The sequence below is a fragment of the Thauera sp. WB-2 genome (assembly GCF_027594845.1).
Classification (GTDB): Bacteria; Pseudomonadota; Gammaproteobacteria; order Burkholderiales; family Rhodocyclaceae; genus Thauera; species Thauera mechernichensis.
On sequence record NZ_CP088935.1, the window covers coordinates 3,820,997 to 3,837,472 of the forward strand.

The window sequence follows — 16,476 nt, forward strand, 5'->3', positions numbered from 1 at the left end:
CAGAAAGGCCGCCCCTCCGGTTGGAGCGGGCGGCCTTTTCATGTGCAGTAAGCGCGCGCGCTCAGATCAGCGAAGGGCCATCGACGATTGCCGCCGCATCCTTCTCGGTGATGCGCACGCTTGCGTTCATGATGACCAGGGCGATCAGCCAGTCGTGCAGGCGCTCACGATCCTCGCCCTCGAGCGCAACGAAGCGGCAACCCGCCTGCGCCGTCGCGGCGATGCAATTGACGACCTGGGCGCGCCCCCTGATCAGATCCGGCACCCCCTCTCGATGCAGCACGAAGCCGAACAGGGCCCCCTCGACCAAGCCGGCTTCGGCACCGACCGAGAAGCCCTCAACCGAGATGTCGCGCAAGGCCCGGCGGCCCAGGCCGTCGATATCGACCCAGAAGCAGGGCTCGCCACGGCGCAGAGCAAGGAAGCGCTGGATGCGCCTGCGCTCGCCGCTGTCCTCGCCGGACTCACCCGCCGACGGCTGAGCGGGACTGGGCACGCCCGACTGGACGACGCTCATTTACCCTTGCGCTCCTCGCGCACACGGGCGATGAGCTGGTCGGTCACCTTGAGCGTATTGACGTGGCTGCCACTGAGCGAGGCAGACGTCACATAAGTGCCATCGATGACCACGGTGGGAACACCCTGGACCTTCATCGCCCGCGCGAGCTGGTCCGCGCGCTGCACCAGCGAATTCACCCCGAAGGACTTGTAGGCATCCATGAACTTGGCCGGGTCGGCCACCTTGCCACTCACCCACTCACGCACCTGCTCCTCGGTAAACAGCGGGCGCTTTTCCTCCTGAACGGCCACGAACACCGCACCGTGAATGGCGTCGAGCTGACCTGACACCTCGGCCGCGTAGTAAAGGCGCGCAAGCCCGGTGAGCTGTGCGTTGTTCCAGATCGCCGGCACTGCGCGGAAGGACACGTCCTCGGGGAGCTTCTTTTTCCAGTCGCTGATCAGCGGATCGAAATCACGGCAGTGCGGGCAGCCGTAGTGGAAGAACTCGACGACCTCGATCTTGCTCGGGTCATCCCCCTTCTGCGGCGGATTCAACACGGTGAACGGGCTCTGCGCCCAGCTCACGGATGCGGTCGGCAAGGCAAGGGCGAGGGCGCTGAGTTTGAGTGCATCACGACGATTCATGCTGTGCTCCGTTGGCTGTCAGGTCAATCAGACGCTGCGGTGTGCCGGGCGTTCCCGGCCGCCACATCTGGAGATCAAGGGTTGCCGCGGCTTACCGAGGCATTGAAGCCGGCCTCGGCCAGACGCGCGCGCATCGGGTTCATGTCTTCCGGGCGCGCGAAGGGGCCGATCCGGACCCGATGCACCACCCGCCCATCTTCGAGCTGGGCGCGCTGGGCGCTGGCCTGGATGCCGGACAGGGCCAGGCGGGCCTTCAGATTGTCGGCCTCGCTCGGATTCTCGAATGCTCCGACCTGCAGGTACAGACGCTCGACCGGTCGCGCGACTGCATCCTCGACCGGCGCCTGGAGGGTCGGCGGGGTGGTCGGGGTCGGGGTCTGGGCCGGCACGTTCTCACCCTGCGGGAGGATGCGGTAGAACTCGAAATCCTGCTTGACCACCGGGCGATCGCCCGGCTTGCCCGGCAAGGCGGCGGGGCCGTTGTCGGGCGCCTGCACGCGCGGCGCGACCGGCGCGGGCTGGAAAGGGTTGGCACGGGTGAAGTACCAGGCGGCACCGGCTGCGATCAGCGCACCGAAGACCAAGCCGATGAAAATGCCGATCAGCGTCCCGCCGGCGCTCCTGGCCGGCGCGCGGGCGGCACGCGCCGGCTTGCGGTCTCGACTCACGATTGCGCTCCCCGCATCACATCGACTCGGGCGCGGACACGCCCAGCATCTTCAGGCCGGTGACGAGCACCTGGCCCACCGCGGCGGCAAGCGCCAGGCGGGCGAGCTTGAGCGCCTCGTCCTCGACCAGCATGCGCTCGGCGTTGTACCAGCTGTGGAAGTCGGCAGCGAGATCCTTGAGGTAGAAGGCGATCTGGTGCGGTGCGTAGTCCGCAGCCGCGTTCTGCACCAGCTCGGGGAAGCTCACCAGACGGGCGCACAGGGCAAGCTCACGCTCGTTCTGCAGCAGGCCGAGATCGGCCGCGGCCAGCTCGACCGCCTCGCCACCCCACTGGTTGAGCACCGAGCACACCCGGGCATGGGCGTACTGCACGTAGTACACCGGATTCTCGTTGCTCTGGCTCTTGGCAAGATCGAGGTCGAAATCCAGGTGCTGATCGGACTTGCGCAGCACGTAGAAGAAGCGGCAGGCGTCGTTGCCGACTTCGCGGCGCAGCTCGCGCAGGGTGACGAACTCACCCGAGCGGGTGGACATCGAGGTCTTTTGGCCGTTGCGGTACAGCACTGCGAACTGCACCAGCGCCACCTCGAGCTTCTCGGGCGGCAGGCCGAGCGCGGCGATGGCGCCCTTCACGCGCGGGATGTAGCCGTGGTGGTCGGCACCCCAGATGTCGATGACGCGATCGAAGCCGCGCTCGTACTTGTTGAGGTGGTAGGCGATGTCAGAAGCGAAGTAGGTGTACAGACCGTTCTCGCGCTGCACGACCCGGTCCTTCTCGTCACCGAAAGCGGTGGAGCGGAACCACTTCGCGCCGTCCTGCAGGTAGATGTGACCCTGCTTCTCGAGCTGAGCGACCGCGCGCTCGACCAGGCCGGTGTCGAACAGGCTCTGCTCGGAGAACCACTTGTCGAAACGCACGCCGAATTCCTGCAGGTCCTCGCGGCCATCGCCGAGCTGCTCGTTGAGCGCGAAGCCATGCACCCAGGGGTAATCCTCGCCCAGCAAGCGCTTGGCGTTGGCGATCAGCGCGTCGAGGTGCTCCTCGCGCTGCTGCTTGGCCTCGTCGTCCTTGCGATCGGCCGGCGGCAGGCCGGGGGTGCCGGCGAGGATCTGCTCGGCGCTGACCCTGGCGAAGCGATCCTGATGCGCGTCGCGCATCTCACGGCCCATGTCGATCACGTAGTCGCCCTGGTAGGCATTCGGCGGGAACGGAATCTCGATACCGAAGAAAGCCAGGTAGCGCAGCCAGGTCGACAGCGCCAGGATGTCCATCTGGCGTCCGGCGTCGTTGACGTAATACTCGCGGGTGACGTCATAGCCGGCAAACGCCAGCACGTCCGACAACGAGGCGCCGTAGGCCGCACCGCGGCCGTGGCCGACATGAAGCGGGCCGGTCGGGTTGGCGGAGACGAATTCGACCTGCACCTTGACGCCCTTGACGTCGCCACGGCCAAACCCCGCGCCCTTGCCAAGCACCTCGCGCACGACCGCTGTCTTGGCGCTTGCGGCCAGGGTGAAGTTGATGAAACCGGCTCCGGCAACCTCCGCCTTCTCGACCAGCTTCGAGGCCGGAAGCTCGGCGAGCAGCAGACCAGCGAGCTCGCGCGGATTGCGTTTGAGCGGCTTGGCCAGTTGCAGCGCGAGGTTGGTGGCGAAATCACCGTGGCTCGCCTGCTTCGGGCGCTCCAGCAGGATGGGCGTATCGACCAGGTCGGGCGCCACGCTCTTCAGCGCGGTCTTGAGCAGGTCGGTCAACAGGACTTTGGGGTCGGCGCTCATGGCACTCGGGATGGATTCGAAACGCGCGATTATAGCGGAAGGCAGCCTCGGGCCCGGTCGAGGATGTGAGCGCAGATTGCGCGCCGTGGCAGGCGTCACGCACAGGCGGCGTTCCCCCGCCGTCGCTTTCCGGCTAAAGTCCCGGGTTTGCGTCTGCCCGGCTTCCCAACGTGCGCCTCTTCCGCCTCGCCAAGATCGTCTCCGTGAGCCTGCGCTTCGGCCTCGACCGCATGGTCCTCGACGCCGACAGCAGCGGACGCCTTGCACGCATATGGCATACGTTCTTCTTCTGGCGGACGTTTTCCCAGCCGCGCGGCGCACGCCTTCGCCAGGCGCTCGAGTCGCTGGGACCGATCTTCGTCAAGTTCGGCCAGATGCTGTCCACCCGGCGCGACCTGCTGCCCCCCGACCTCGCCGACGAGCTGGCGCTGCTGCAGGACCGCGTCCCCCCTTTCCCCACCGAGCAGGCGCTGGCGGTACTGGAAGGCTTCTACGGCAAACCGATCGACGAGGTCTTCGACGACTTCGAGCGAACCCCGGTCGCCTCTGCCTCGGTGGCGCAAGTGCACTTCGCCCGCCTGCCCGACGGCACCGAGGTCGCCGTCAAGGTGTTGCGCCCCGGCATCGAGCGCGTGATCGAGCACGATCTTGCGCTGCTCGAGGTCGCTGCCGTGCTGCTCGAGAAGATCTGGCCCGAGGGCCGTCGCCTGAAGCCGCGCGAGGTCGTCGCCGAGTTCAGCAAGTACCTGCACGACGAACTCGACCTGATGCGCGAAGCCGCCAACTGCTCGCAACTGCGGCGCAACTTCACGGAGTCCTCGCTGCTCATCGTGCCCGAAGTGCATTGGGACTGGTGCGGCAGCAAGGTCATGGTGATGGAGCGCATGCGCGGCGTGCCGATCTCGCAGACGCCCGCGCTGCTCGCCCAGGGCACCGACCTGTCGGCGCTGTCGCGCGCCGGCGTGGAGATCTTCTTCACCCAGGTGTTCCGCGACGGCTTCTTCCATGCCGACATGCACCCGGGCAACATCTTCGTGCACCGCGACGGGCGCTACATCGCGCTCGACTTCGGCATCATGGGCACGCTCAACGAGGTGGACAAGAACTACCTCGCCACCAACTTCCTCGCCTTCTTCAAGCGCGACTACCGGCGCGTGGCGCTTGCCCACATCGAAGCCGGCTGGGTGCCGGCGAAGACGCGCGTGGACGAGTTCGAGGCCGCGATCCGCACCGTGTGCGAGCCGATCTTCGACAAGCCGCTCAAGGACATCTCCTTCGGCAAGACCCTGCTGCGCCTGTTCCAGACCGCACGCCGTTTCGAGATGGAAGTGCAGCCCCAGCTCGTGCTGCTGCAGAAGACCCTGCTCAACATCGAAGGCCTCGGCCGCCAGCTCGACCCCGAGCTCGACCTGTGGAAGACCGCCAAGCCCTTCCTGGAGCGCTGGATGGATGAGCGCATGGGCATGCGTGCGCTGGTGCGCGGCGTCAAGGAAGAAGCACCGGCCTGGGCCGGCACGCTGCCGCAGCTGCCTCGCCTGGTGCACCATGCGCTGACCGAATCCGGCCGCCAGCAGAGCGCGCAACAGCAGCGCCTGGACGACCTGGCAGCCGGCCAGCGCCGGCTCACCCGCCTGCTGCTGCTGGTCGGCGCGGTCGCAGCCACCCTGCTCGGCCTCGAGCTGCATCGCCTGCTGGGCTGAGCCGAGCGGAGGCTGAACGAATCGGGCGCCCCCGCATCCAACTCATGCACACATGATTCGGCCCGCCGCGTGCGGGCGCGACCAGGATGCATGGAGGTGCCGTAATGACGACGACACGCATGGATGGCATGGCGCCGCACGTACCTCACTCGATGATCCGGGTGATCGGCGCCGCGAGCGCGCTCGGCGCCCCTGCCCCAGGTACGGCGGCCAGCCCCGACAGTCTGCAAAGCGGTGGCCTTTGCGCCCATCTGCACGCAATCGGACTCGGCGTCGACTGGCTCGAGACCCTGCGCCCCCTCGCTGCCGGCGTACCTGCACAGGCGGCAGCTCAGACAGGAGCCGATCCGGCAAGCACTGCCGAGAACACGGAAGTCGCCGACATGGCCCGGCGCCTCGACGACAATGGCCGCTTTGCCCGTCGCCTCGCCGACCATGTGGCAGCAGTGCCACCCGGCAGCTTCCCGCTCGTGCTCGGTGGTGACCATGCAATCGCCGCAGGCACCTGGCGAGGCGTAGGCCGACGCTGCGGACGCTCCCCCGGGCTGCTGTGGATCGACGCCCACCTCGACAGCCACACCGACACCAGCACCCACTCCGGCAACATCCACGGCATGCCTCTGGCTGCGCTGCTGGGGGTCGGCCACCCGCAACTGTGCGACATCCCCGGGCCGACGCTGGATCCCGCGCGCACCTGCGTGCTCGGCGCACGCGCCTGGGAGGCCGAGGAGCGCGACCTGCTCAGGCGTCTGGGCGTGCGCATCTTCGACATGGAGGAGATTGCGCAGCGCGGTCTGGCGGCCGTGTTCTGCGATGCACTGAGCATCGTGCGCGCAGACGAGCAGGCGGGCTTCGGCGTCAGCCTCGACCTCGACGCCCTCGATCCGGGCCATTTCCCGGCGGTGAGCTGCCCCGAGCCCGGCGGCCTGGCACCCCGTGCGCTCACCGACTGCCTGTTCAGTCTGCGCGCCTGCGCCGACTTCATCGCGCTGGAGATCGTCGAATACCGTCCCGAACTGGATGCCGACGGCAGCGGCATGCGCTGGGTACGCGAGCTTGCCGCTGCTGCGCTCGGCCCATCGACCGCCTGGCTGCGCGAGAAGGAACGCCGCTACGGCGCCGCCAATTACGCCCCGCTCCCCGCCGTGTTCCAGCGTGGCGAGGGCGTCTGGCTGTGGGACACCGACGGCCGGCGTTACCTTGACATGATGAGCGCCTACTCGGCAGTGAGCTTCGGCCACAGCCACCCGCGCCTGGTCCAGGCCCTGACCGAGCAGGCCCAGCGCCTGGCGCTGACCTCGCGCGCCTTCTCCAGCGACCGTCTGCCGGTCTTCCTCGAGCGCCTGTGCGCGACCTTCGGCTATGAGCGCGCCCTGCCCGTCAATACCGGCCTGGAAGCCGTGGAGACGGCCTTGAAGGCGGCACGCAAATGGGGCTACCAGGTCAAGGGCATCGCCCCCGGAAAGGCCCGCATCATCGCCTGCGATGGCAACTTCCATGGCCGCTCCATCGCCATCGTCGGACTCTCCTCCAATGCGCACTATCGCGCCGGCTTCGGCCCCTTCCCGCCGGGGCTCGAGCGCATCCCCTTCGGCGACGCCGACGCCCTCGAAGCGGCAATCACCCCCGACACTGCTGCCTTTCTGGTCGAGCCGATCCAGGGCGAGGGCGGCATCGTGGTGCCGCCGGCTGGCTACCTGTCCCGATGCGCCGAGATCTGCCGCCGGCACAAGGTGTTGCTGATCGCCGACGAGGTGCAGACCGGCCTCGGCCGTACCGGGCGCCTGCTCGCCTGCGACCACGAGGGCGTGCGTGCCGACGGACTCATCCTGGGCAAGGCCCTGGGCGGCGGACTGCTGCCGGTATCGGCCTTCCTTGCCGATCGCGCGCTCATGGACGTGTTCGGCCCCGGCGACCATGGCTCGACCTTCGGCGGCAACCCATTGGCAGCGGCCGTAGGCACCGAAGTGCTGGCGCTGCTCGAACAGCTCCGGCCCTGGGAGCGCGCCGAGCGGCTCGGCACACACCTGATCCAGTCCCTGCGCGACGCGGACCTGCCCGGCGTGCGCGCGATCCGTGGCCGGGGCCTGCTGGTCGGGGTCGCCTTCGAGCCGAACTTCGCCGACGCCGGCGCCATTGCCGAGCGCCTGCTCGCACACGCCATCGCCACTCGCGACACCAACGGCAACGTGCTGCGCCTGGCGCCACCGCTGATCATCGACGAGGAGACGCTGGAGCAGGCGATCACCACCATCGTGACCACGCTGCGTGCGTTCGCGGCGAAACGGACACGGCTCGCCGACAGCGTTGCAGATCTGCAATGAAGCAGGCGTGTTCGCGCACGGATCGACCACATTCGCCCCCCATCGCAACGCCTCCTGTTGCTAAACTCGCGCCTGTTTTTCCAACCGTGCGCGTGCGTGCGCCTCAACGAAGGGCTCCCTGATGCTGCTCTGGCTTGTCGTCGCCTATCTGGTCATTTCCATCGGCATCGGACTGTATGCCGCCACCCGGGTACACAATGCGCGCGACTACATCACTGCGGGTCGCAACCTGCCGATGTACATCGTGCTGGCGATGGTGTTCGCAACCTGGTTCGGCGCCGAGACCGTGCTCGGCATCTCGGCCACCTTCCTGGACGAAGGCTTCCGTGGGCTGATCTCCGACCCACTGGGCGCGGCAGCCTGCCTGGTCCTGTTCGGCCTCATCTTCGCCCGCCCGCTCTACCGCATGAACCTGCTCACGCTGGGCGACTTCTTCCGCATGCGCTACAACCGCACGACCGAGCTCGTGCTGTCGATCTGCATCGTGCTGTCCTACCTTGGCTGGGTAGCGGCGCAGATCACCGCGCTCGGACTGGTGTTCAATGTATTGTCGAACGACGTCGTGAGCATGAACGAGGGCATGCTGATCGGCGCCGCCGTCGTGCTGGTCTATACCTTGTTCGGCGGCATGTGGTCGGTGGCACTGACCACCTTCGTGCAGATGATCGTGATCGTGATCGGCCTGGTGTGGGTCACCTGGCTTGCCGGCGACAAGGCTGGCGGCTTCGAACTCGTCATCGCCAAGGCCGCGGCCGAGGGCAAGTTCGAGTGGCTGCCTTCGCTCGACCTCATCGACATGATCGCCTGGTTCGCTGCCTTCGCCACCATGGCGCTGGGCTCGATCCCGCAGCAGGACGTCTTCCAGCGTGTCAACTCGTCGAAGAACGAGCGCGTCGCCGTATGGGGTACCACACTGGGGGGGGTGAGCTACTTCTTCTTTGCTGCGGTGCCGCTGTTCCTCGCCTATACCGCCAACATCATCGACCCCGGCATGGTCGAGCGCCTGATGGAGCAGGACTCGCAGCTCATCCTGCCCACGCTGATCCTCCAGCACATGCCCTTCTTCGCCCAGGTGATCTTCTTCGGCGCCCTGCTGTCGGTGATCATGAGCACCGCCTCGGGCACCCTGCTCGCGCCCTCGGTGACCTTCTCCGAGAACGTGCTGCGCGGCTTCATCCCGGGCATGAGCGACCGCGCCTTCCTGTTCAGCACGCGGGTCACCGTGGTGGTGTTCACCGTCCTCGTGACCTGGTACGCCACCACCACAGAGGCCACCATCCACCACATGGTCGAGAGCGCCTATCGCGTGACGCTAGCCGGCGCTTTCGTGCCCCTGGCCGCCGGCCTGTTCTGGAAGCGCGCCAACAACCTGGGGGCAGCGCTGGCCATCATCCTCGGCCTGTCGACCTGGCTACTGCTGGAGATCTTCGTCACCGAGGGCGACGTCGAGCCCCAGCTCTACGGCCTGGCGGCAAGCGCGCTCGGCATGCTGGTCGGCGGCCTGATCGGACCCAAGACGCACCACAGGCCGCAGGTCGGTGGTCATCGCGCCGCCGCAGGCACCTACCACACCGCGCGTTGACCCCACGGCCAGCGCGTCCTGAGGCCAGGCCAAGGGGGCGGCAGTCATGAATGGCACGGCCAAGGGGCTGGACTACTGGCGGCGCGAACTGGCCGCCGTGCGCATGCCTGTGCTGTCGACAGCACAGGCGCTCGAGACCCTGCTCGACCCCGGGATCGGCATGGACACGCTGCGCACCATGCTGCACGGCGACATCCCGCTTGCGCTCGAGGTCATCTTGCTCGCCGCCCGCGAACCGCGCATCGACGGCGAGGTGCAAGGCCTTCAGCATGCGCTCAACATGCTTGGCGTCGACAAGGTCCAGGCCCTGGCCAGACGGTGTGCTGACCAGGGCCTGGATGCAAGCGCCGCTGCCCGGCACGAGGCGGTACGGGCGATGGCAACGAGCCAGTTCGGCCGTGTCCTGCAGGCCGACTGGGCGCACCACCACGGCGGCGAGCATGCCGAGTATCTCGAATGGCTGACGCTGTTGCTCGGCGTGGCGCGCTGGAAGCTCCCCCTCGCCGCCCCCGAACTGCACCAGGAGATCGAAGTGCGCGCCGCGGCCGGCGAGCGGCGTGCGCGGGTGGAGGAGGCTCTGCTGGGCTGCTCCCCCGTCGAACTGAACGCTGCCCACCTGCAGGATCTTGGCCTGCCGGCGAGCCCGGCGCTGACGACGATCATGGACAGGGCGGGCACCATGCTTGCGCACGCGGGCCGCTACGCCTGGCAAGGGGGCATGGCCCCCGAGCTGCCGATCGCACTCGCCCGCTATCTGCACCAGCGCGGCGCGGATGCCGTCCTTGCCCACCTCATCGCCTGGGCGACACATGACAACTGGTATGGTGGCCACACCACGACACTGCTGCACGCTGCGTCGGCGATGACGAACCTGCCGCTCGACGAAATCGTCGCAAGCACGCGTCGCGTCGCAGTACGCATCAGCCATGCCGCTGCGTTCATCGACCATCGCCCGGTCGCATGCGAGCGCTTTTTCTGGCCGCCACCGCCACCGCGCAGCCCCGGCGCGCAGATGCCCGCAAGCCGAGCGCCCGCGCGACCGGCTGACAGCGACGCGCACACTGACGGATGGCATGCTCGCTCACAACACGCCGGCGACGACCGCACCCGACTGGTGACAACGAGGCTAGAAGGCGAGACACAGGCCGACGAGCCTTCAAGCGCAGCACCCAAGGCGACGCAGCCCAAGGCCCATGGCGGCATCGGCGGTGAGCCTGTCACCGAGATCATCGAGGCCTTCATGCAGAACTGCCAGCACGGCCGCTATCGCGACCTGCGCGCGTTCTTTGCGGACACGGCGCACACGCTTGAGCAAGGCCTTGGCCTTGCGCGCTGCCTGCTGTTCCTGAAAGCCTCTGCCGCAGACCGCCTGAGCTGCTACTTCGCCTACGGTTTTGCCCCCGAGGACAATGCGAAAGCCCTCTGGGTGCCTGCGGGTGACGACAACCTGCTCGCACGCCTGTTCCGCCACGCGGCGGGATCTACCTGCATCGACCGCACACGGCTCGCGGCCGGTCGCCGCCAACTCCCCGAGGTCCTGCGCGCGCATGTGCGGCCGGCGGGCTTCCTGCTTGGCGCCATCCACCTCGGTGATCGTCCGGTTGGCGTGATCTGGGCCGACGGCGGCGACGCCGACCCCGTGCTCGACGCCAACCGCCATGCGGAATTCAAGCACATGATTCGCCACTTTGGCGCCGAGTTCACCCGTCTGACTCAGGCCCTGCGGCGCTGAGCCCGGCCTCGGAGGGCCATAGGGCTATTCCGCCTGCCAGCCCATGAAGGGCAGCAACTCGGAATGGCCGCCACCGATCAGCTGGCGCGCCCGGTTCTCCAGCACCTCGATCGGCCCGGACATGTCGATCACGATCTCGACCCGCCGGTTCTGCGCGCGTAGGGCTGCCGACGTGTTCTCGACCCGCGGACGCGTCTCGGCAAAGCCATGCACACGCAGCCGTCCCGGCGCGACGGTGGCGGTCGCGAGCAGCGCGTTCGCCACTGATGAGGCGCGCGCTGCCGACAGATCCCAGTTGGAGCGGAAACGCGCAGTGCTGATCGGGATGTCGTCGGTATGACCCTCGATCGCGATCTCCCCCGGGATATCGGCCAGCGACTCGCCGATCCTGCGCGCCACGTCGGCAAATGCCGGCGCGAGGTCAGCCGAGCCGGACGGAAAGGCGCCGCGCTCCTCGATACGGATGACGATGCGCTTCTTCTCCTCGTCGAGTTGGAGCGTGCCCTGGCCGAGCTCCTTCTCGAGCGTCTTGCGCAACTCGTCGGCACTCTTGCTGACCTGGCGCTCGGACACCTCGCGCACCATCGCCTCGTTGCTCGCGTTGGAGGTGTAGGTCTTGAGCTTGGGATCCTCCTTGGAGGTCTCCTGCCGCACGGTATCTATCGGGGTGGGCTTGGGCGGCCCCGGCGAGAACTTGTCGAAGATCGGCGTCGTCCCCATCGGCGACTCGATCGCCGGCACATCGCGCTGCACACCGAAGGCCTTGGTGAGCTCACCGGCGATCTGCTTGAACTTCATCGCATCCATCTCGGCAAACGAGAGCAGGAGCACGAAAAAGCACATGAGCAGCGACATCAGGTCGGCAAATGTCATCACCCAGGCGGGGATGCCGGCCTTCTCCTCCTCGGGCATGTCCATGTGCGCGCCCTCAGCCGCCTTCGGACTTGCGCTTGGCGGGCGGCAGGTAGCTCGTGAGCAGGGTCTCGATCACGCGCGGATTGGTGCCGTTCTGGATCGCCGAGATCGCATCGATGAGCATCGCGTTGAGGCGTGCCTCCTCGGTCATGCGCAGGTTGAGCTTGTCCGCCATGGGCAGGAAGATCATCGTTGCCATCATCGCGCCATACAGCGTGGTCAGCAGCGCCACCGCCATCGCCGGGCCGATCGACTTCGGGTCTTCCATGTTCGACAGCATCTGCACCAGGCCGATGAGGGTCCCGATCATGCCCATCGCCGGGCCGACGTCACCCATGGCGCTGAACACCTTTGCCCCCCAGCGATGGCGCTCGAGCGTGAGAAGGCGCTCCTTCTGCAGGATCTCGCGCACCGTCTCGGGTGCCTGGCCGTCGATCATGAGCTGGATGCCCTGCTGGAAGAAAGGGATGGAAGAGGGCCGGCTCTCGAGCGCCAGCATGCCCTCCTTGCGCGCCACCTGCGCAACCTCCATCACCTCCTTGATGACCTCCTCGGTGTCGGGCAGGCGGAACTTGAACGCCTTCGCCGCCACCTTGAACGCGCCGAGGAACTGCTGCAGCGTGAACTTGCTGAGTACGACGAACAGGCTGCCGCCGACAACGATGAGCAAGGATGGTCCATTGAGGAAGATCATTGCCGACGCACCGAGCACGATGGCCGAGACGACGATGCCCAGCGAGCCCAGCAGCCCAATCAGTGTTGCAAGATCCACGCACGCTCCATTGCGTTGAGCACACCGATGCTCGCCTGCACCACTTCGTGCAGACGCCATCGCGGCCGAATGTCATTGGCCCGAATCATAAGGTTTTTTTGCGCACCGCACGATGGTGCACAACGGGCGTTTGACACTCGTCAAAGCCACCTCAGCGACCACGCACTATGGTGCCCGGGTTCTTCCCTGCCCGCCCGGCCGCCAATGTCCGCACCCAATACGATCGAGCTCGTCTGCCCAGCCGGCAGCCTCCCCGCCCTGAAAACCGCCGTCGACCACGGCGCAGACTGCGTCTATCTCGGCTTCAAGGACGCCACCAACGCGCGCAACTTCACCGGCCTCAACTTCGACCCGCCGCAGATGCGCGAAGGCATCGCCTACGCCCACGCCCGTGGCAAGAAGGTGCTGCTCGCACTCAACACCTATCCGCAGACCGGCAACTGGCCGAGCTGGACGCAGGCCATCGACCGCGCTGCCGAGTTCGGTCTCGATGCCCTGATCCTCGCCGACCCCGGTCTTATGGCCTACGCCGCCAGAACGCATCCGCAGTTGCGCCTGCACCTGTCGGTGCAGGGCTCGGCCACCAGCTACGAGGCGATCAACTACTACCATGAGCGCTTCGGTATCCAGCGCGCGGTGCTGCCGCGCGTGCTGTCCATGGCCCAGGTAGAGAGCGTGGTCGCCAACACACCGGTCGAGATCGAGGTCTTCGGCTTCGGCGGCCTGTGCGTGATGGTCGAGGGCCGCTGTGCGCTGTCGGCCTACGCCACCGGCGAGTCGCCCAACTGCAATGGCGCCTGCTCGCCGGGCAAGCACGTACGCTGGGAAGACACGCCGCGCGGCATGGAGACGCGCCTCAACGGCATCCTCATCGACCGTTTCGCCGACGGTGAGCGCGCCGGCTACCCGACCCTGTGCAAGGGCCGCTTCGAGGTCAACGACGAGACCTACTACGCGCTCGAGGAGCCGACCAGCCTCAACACGCTCGAACTGCTGCCCGAGCTCGCCCGCATCGGCATCCGTGCGATCAAGATCGAAGGCCGCCAGCGCAGCCCAGCCTATGTCGCCCAGGTCACCAAGGTGTGGCGCGCCGCGCTCGACAAGCTCAAGGCCGGCGGCGCCGAAGGCTTCGCAGTGCTGCCGGCGTGGATGGCCGAGCTCAACAAGGTCTCCGAAGGCCAGAGCCATACGCTGGGCGCCTACTACCGCCCGTGGAAGTGAGCGTCGCGCAAGCCGCCTCGCACCGCATCACCCGAACGAACTGAGACCCGCCCGATGAAACTCGCCCTCGGCCCCCTGCTCTATTACTGGCCGCACCAGAGCGTGCTCGACTTCTACGCCGACATGGTCGAAGCACCGATCGACAGCGTCTACCTGGGCGAGACGGTGTGCTCGCGCCGCCACGAACTGCGCCTCGACGACTGGCTCGAGGTCGGCAAGGTGCTCGCCGCGGCCGGCAAGGAAGTGGTCATCAGTACCCAGGGCCTGATCGAATCCGAATCCGACCTCAAGGTACTGCGCCGCATCGTGCGCCAGCACAGCGAGGGCGAGACCGGCTTCCGCGTCGAGGCCAACGACATGGGCGCGGTGCGACTGCTCGCCGAGGCCGGCATCACCGACTGGGTCGCTGGCCCCACACTGAACATCTTCAACCCGAACACGCTGCAGCTGATGATCGACTCGGGCGCCACGCGCTGGGCCGTCGCCCCGGAGATGTCGGGTGCCGCGCTTGCCGAGGTGCGCGAAGCGCTCGCAGCCCCGATCGAAACCGAGGTCTTCGCCTACGGCCGCCTGCCGCTCGCGCATTCGGCGCGCTGCTTCACCGCCCGCCACTTCAACCTGCAGAAGGACACCTGCGAGTTCCGCTGTCTGTCGATCATGGACGGCATCACGCTGCGCACCCGCGAAGGCGAACCCTTCCTGACCCTGAACGGCGTGCAGACGCAGTCGGCACGGGTGCATAACCTGCTCGGCGACCTCGCCGCGGTACGTGGCAACGCCGAAGTCCTGCGCATCAGCCCACAGGGCGCCAACACGCGCGCCATCGTCGAACTGTTCCGCACCACCATCGATGCCCAGAGTTCGCCCGCCGAAGCCCTCGCGGCAAGCCGCGCACTGATGATCGAGGCGCCCTGCAACGGCTTCTGGCACGGCCGCGCCGGTGCCGAACAATACGTCGCGGCCTGAGCCAGCACACCCGCCTCCCCGGAGTACACACATGCCCGCCCTGCCCACCCTGCCGCGCCCGCCCCTGCCTGCCGAACTCCTGCCCGGCAGCCTGCGCCAGCGCATTGCCCAAAGCCTGGCAGACTTCCGCATTCCGGACTTCACGGTGCCAACGGCACTGGCCAGGCTGATCTCGCGCCTGCCGCAGCAGCCGCCGACGCATGCCCTGATCGCAGCGCTCAACCTCGCGCTCGGCCGCATCCTGCCGCGCGACACGCTGGCACCGCTCGGCGGACGCCACCTGCAGATGCGCGTGCTCGATGCCGGACTCACGCTCGATTTCAGCCTCGGCGAGCGCGGCTTCCGCCGCGCCGTTCCAGCTGCGGGACGCAAGCCGGACCTGGTGATCTCCGCCACCACGCGCGACTTCATCGCGCTCGCACTGCGCGAGGAAGATCCCGACACGCTGTTCTTCAGCCGCCGCCTGCGCATGGAAGGCGACACCGACCTCGGCCTGCTGGTCAAGAACACGCTCGACGCGGTGGACTGGGACAGTCTGAAGGCGCGCCTGGGTCTGCGCGCACGCTGAGTCCGGCAACGGCGCGCGCAGCGCACTTGTGCGCTAAGCTTGGCGCCCGCCCGCCCGCATGCGGGCAGCCGCCTCACTTCGCGTCATGCCTTCCGAATTCGACCTCATCCAGCGTCACTTCACTCGCGCCACACGGCACACCGCGCTCGCCGTCGGCGATGATGCCGCCTTGCTGCAGCCGCGCACGGGCATGCAGCTCGCCGTATCGACCGACATGCTCGTGTCGGGCACCCATTTTTTCGCCGACACCGACCCCGAAGATCTCGGCTGGAAGACCCTGGCGGTGAACGTCTCGGACATCGCAGCGATGGGCGCGGAACCGCGCTGGGCCTTCCTTGCGCTGTCCCTGCCAGCTGCCGACGAAGCCTGGATCGAGGCTTTCGCGCGCGGCTTCTTCGCCTGTGCCGATGCGCATGGCGTGGACCTCGCCGGTGGCGACACCACGCGCGGGCCGCTCACGCTGTCGGTCACCATCATCGGCGAGACGGCCGCCGGCGAGGCCGTCACCCGCGACGGCGGTCGCGCCGGTGACGACCTGTGGGTATCGGGCCAGCCCGGCCTGGCTGCACTCGGGCTCGCCGCCCTGCAAGGGCGGACCAGGCTCGACGCCGACGGCCGGCGCGCCTGCATCGCCGCACTGCAACGCCCACAGCCCCGGCTCGCCCTCGGCCGTGCGCTGCGCGGCGTGGCCAGTGCCATGCTGGACGTCTCCGACGGCCTGCTCGGCGATCTTCGCCACATTCTGGAACGCTCGCACACCGGTGCGCTGATCGAAACCGCGGCGCTGCCGCTGGCCCGCCTGCTTGCAACCGGCGCCGACCCGGTCTTGTGCAGACACTGCCTGCTCGCGGGGGGCGACGACTACGAACTGCTTTTCTGCGCCGCCACTGCGCAACGTGACACCGTACGGGCGCTCGCCACAAAGCTCGAGTTGCCCGTGCACCGCATCGGCAGCCTCACCGCTGATAGCGGCAGCATCCACATGCGCGAAGCCGACGGCACGCTGGCCCCGCTCGCGCCCAGCGGCTACGATCACTTTGCCTGATGTACTGCGAACCATTTCGCCCGAATCAATCCCTCCTGGTACGCAAGCACGCGTCGA

General features: G+C 67.6%; 14 protein-coding genes. 8 read left to right on the forward strand and 6 right to left on the reverse strand.

Going from position 1 to position 16,476, the window contains the following annotated elements:
- Window positions 1–61 precede the first annotated feature (61 nt).
- From LQF09_RS17425 to argS, 4 genes are all read right to left on the reverse strand, one after another.
- Complete coding sequence (locus tag LQF09_RS17425; RefSeq protein ID WP_270068560.1) at window positions 62–517, reverse strand: PilZ domain-containing protein; 456 nt, start codon at window positions 515–517, stop codon at window positions 62–64.
- Window positions 514–1,146: a thiol:disulfide interchange protein DsbA/DsbL gene (locus tag LQF09_RS17430; protein ID WP_002931313.1), complete on the reverse strand. Its 633-nt coding sequence runs from the start codon at window positions 1,144–1,146 to the stop codon at window positions 514–516. The genes LQF09_RS17425 and LQF09_RS17430 overlap by 4 nt, the downstream gene beginning before the upstream one ends.
- Before the next feature lie 74 nt (window positions 1,147–1,220).
- A complete protein-coding gene (locus tag LQF09_RS17435; protein ID WP_270068561.1) occupies window positions 1,221–1,814 on the reverse strand; it encodes an SPOR domain-containing protein in 594 nt (197 codons plus the stop codon).
- 16 nt (window positions 1,815–1,830) lie between these two features.
- The gene (gene argS, locus LQF09_RS17440) at window positions 1,831–3,594 is read right to left on the reverse strand and encodes an arginine--tRNA ligase (RefSeq protein ID WP_270068562.1); all 1,764 of its coding nucleotides are present in this window, start codon (window positions 3,592–3,594) and stop codon (window positions 1,831–1,833) included.
- A gap of 170 nt (window positions 3,595–3,764) precedes the next feature.
- On the opposite strand from argS, the gene ubiB reads away from it, so the two are divergent.
- From ubiB to LQF09_RS17460, 4 genes are all read left to right on the forward strand, one after another.
- The gene (gene ubiB, locus LQF09_RS17445; RefSeq protein ID WP_270068563.1) at window positions 3,765–5,294 is read left to right on the forward strand and encodes a ubiquinone biosynthesis regulatory protein kinase UbiB; all 1,530 of its coding nucleotides are present in this window, start codon (window positions 3,765–3,767) and stop codon (window positions 5,292–5,294) included.
- Window positions 5,295–5,398: 104 nt separating this feature from the next.
- Window positions 5,399–7,618 (forward strand): ornithine--oxo-acid transaminase, encoded by a 2,220-nt coding sequence (gene rocD / locus LQF09_RS17450; RefSeq protein ID WP_002939798.1) that lies wholly within the window; start codon window positions 5,399–5,401, stop codon window positions 7,616–7,618.
- 121 nt (window positions 7,619–7,739) lie between these two features.
- The gene (locus LQF09_RS17455; protein WP_002939799.1) at window positions 7,740–9,200 is read left to right on the forward strand and encodes a sodium:solute symporter family protein; all 1,461 of its coding nucleotides are present in this window, start codon (window positions 7,740–7,742) and stop codon (window positions 9,198–9,200) included.
- 46 nt (window positions 9,201–9,246) lie between these two features.
- On the forward strand, window positions 9,247–10,932 hold the full coding sequence (locus LQF09_RS17460) for a hypothetical protein (RefSeq protein WP_002939800.1): 1,686 nt from the start codon (window positions 9,247–9,249) through the stop codon (window positions 10,930–10,932).
- Between the two features lie 24 nt (window positions 10,933–10,956).
- Here LQF09_RS17460 and LQF09_RS17465 read toward each other — a convergent pair whose 3' ends face one another.
- A complete protein-coding gene (locus tag LQF09_RS17465) occupies window positions 10,957–11,850 on the reverse strand; it encodes a MotB family protein (protein WP_270068564.1) in 894 nt (297 codons plus the stop codon).
- A 10-nt stretch (window positions 11,851–11,860) separates the two neighbouring features.
- Entirely contained in the window at window positions 11,861–12,619 is a 759-nt protein-coding gene (gene pomA, locus LQF09_RS17470; protein ID WP_002931341.1) for a flagellar motor protein PomA, read from the reverse strand.
- A 204-nt stretch (window positions 12,620–12,823) separates the two neighbouring features.
- On the opposite strand from pomA, the gene ubiU reads away from it, so the two are divergent.
- The 4 genes from ubiU (at window position 12,824) to thiL (ending at window position 16,419) form a co-directional block, all read left to right on the forward strand.
- A complete protein-coding gene (ubiU, locus tag LQF09_RS17475; RefSeq protein WP_002931343.1) occupies window positions 12,824–13,840 on the forward strand; it encodes a ubiquinone anaerobic biosynthesis protein UbiU in 1,017 nt (338 codons plus the stop codon).
- 54 nt (window positions 13,841–13,894) lie between these two features.
- A complete protein-coding gene (locus LQF09_RS17480; RefSeq protein ID WP_002939802.1) occupies window positions 13,895–14,806 on the forward strand; it encodes a U32 family peptidase in 912 nt (303 codons plus the stop codon).
- 31 nt (window positions 14,807–14,837) lie between these two features.
- Window positions 14,838–15,374: a ubiquinone anaerobic biosynthesis accessory factor UbiT gene (ubiT, locus tag LQF09_RS17485; protein WP_270068565.1), complete on the forward strand. Its 537-nt coding sequence runs from the start codon at window positions 14,838–14,840 to the stop codon at window positions 15,372–15,374.
- 85 nt (window positions 15,375–15,459) lie between these two features.
- Window positions 15,460–16,419, forward strand: a complete 960-nt coding sequence (gene thiL / locus LQF09_RS17490) for a thiamine-phosphate kinase (RefSeq protein ID WP_270068566.1) — start codon at window positions 15,460–15,462, stop codon at window positions 16,417–16,419.
- The last annotated feature ends 57 nt before the right edge of the window (window positions 16,420–16,476 follow it).

Bases quoted from the DNA above. Each gene is read 5' to 3' on its own strand.
- LQF09_RS17425 (WP_270068560.1), bottom strand. From the start codon at position 517: ATGAGCGTCGTCCAGTCGGGCGTGCCCAGTCCCGCTCAGCCGTCGGCG.
- LQF09_RS17430 (WP_002931313.1), bottom strand. From the start codon at position 1,146: ATGAATCGTCGTGATGCACTCAAACTCAGCGCCCTCGCCCTTGCCTTG.
- argS (WP_270068562.1), bottom strand. From the start codon at position 3,594: ATGAGCGCCGACCCCAAAGTCCTGTTGACCGACCTGCTCAAGACCGCG.
- rocD (WP_002939798.1), top strand. From the start codon at position 5,399: ATGACGACGACACGCATGGATGGCATGGCGCCGCACGTACCTCACTCG.
- LQF09_RS17455 (WP_002939799.1), top strand. From the start codon at position 7,740: ATGCTGCTCTGGCTTGTCGTCGCCTATCTGGTCATTTCCATCGGCATC.
- LQF09_RS17460 (WP_002939800.1), top strand. From the start codon at position 9,247: ATGAATGGCACGGCCAAGGGGCTGGACTACTGGCGGCGCGAACTGGCC.
- LQF09_RS17465 (WP_270068564.1), bottom strand. From the start codon at position 11,850: ATGGACATGCCCGAGGAGGAGAAGGCCGGCATCCCCGCCTGGGTGATG.
- ubiU (WP_002931343.1), top strand. From the start codon at position 12,824: ATGTCCGCACCCAATACGATCGAGCTCGTCTGCCCAGCCGGCAGCCTC.
- LQF09_RS17480 (WP_002939802.1), top strand. From the start codon at position 13,895: ATGAAACTCGCCCTCGGCCCCCTGCTCTATTACTGGCCGCACCAGAGC.
- ubiT (WP_270068565.1), top strand. From the start codon at position 14,838: ATGCCCGCCCTGCCCACCCTGCCGCGCCCGCCCCTGCCTGCCGAACTC.
- thiL (WP_270068566.1), top strand. From the start codon at position 15,460: ATGCCTTCCGAATTCGACCTCATCCAGCGTCACTTCACTCGCGCCACA.